Source organism: Corallococcus aberystwythensis, from assembly GCF_003612165.1.
Taxonomy (GTDB): domain Bacteria; phylum Myxococcota; class Myxococcia; order Myxococcales; family Myxococcaceae; genus Corallococcus; species Corallococcus aberystwythensis.
This window is the reverse complement of the sequence record NZ_RAWK01000563.1, coordinates 1-592: the sequence shown is the minus strand read 5'-3', so window position 1 is coordinate 592 and position 592 is coordinate 1. Positions and strand designations below refer to the sequence as shown.

Below are 592 nucleotides of genomic sequence, written 5' to 3'. Positions count from 1 at the left end.
GATGTACGGGCTGACGCGGGGGCTGGGGAACCTGCGGGTGATGCTGGGCTCGGGGCTCCTGGGCATGGCGGCCTCCGGCCTGCTCAACCCGGTGATGCCGTTGTACCTGCGCTCGCGCGGGCTGGGCTTCCAGGAGATTGGCGCGCTCTACACGGTGGGGGCGCTGCTGCCCATCTTCGTGCAGCCGGTGCTGGGGGCGCTGTCGGACCGCCACGGGCGCAAGCCCTTCGTGGTGGGCCTGTCGCTCGTCACGTCGCTGATGGTGCCGGCGGTGGCGCTGGTGGACGACCCGCAGCCGCTCGCCGCCGTGATGATCCTCAAGATGCTGCTGTCGCGCAGCGCGGCGCCGGTGTCCAACGCGATGGTGGCGGACTTCGCGCCCGCCAGGCAGCGCGCCACCCTCTTCGCGCTGCTGGACGCGACGTCGAACCTGGTGTTCGTCGCGGCGCTGTTCGCGTCCTCCGCCGTCATCCGCGCGCTGTCGGTGGCGGGCACCTTCTTCCTGGCGGGCGGCCTGTTCCTCGCGGGCAGCCTGCTGCTCCTGGGGCTGGACGAACCGGCGCGGCCCGCGCGCGCGGAAGCGGGGCGGGGA

Annotated in this window: 1 protein-coding gene; it reads left to right on the top strand. The window is 73.3% G+C overall.

Annotation, left to right across the window (positions count from 1 at the left end; translation table 11 throughout):
• On the top strand, positions 1-592 hold a 592-nt coding region (locus D7W81_RS41460), incomplete at both ends, for an MFS transporter (RefSeq protein WP_147445852.1).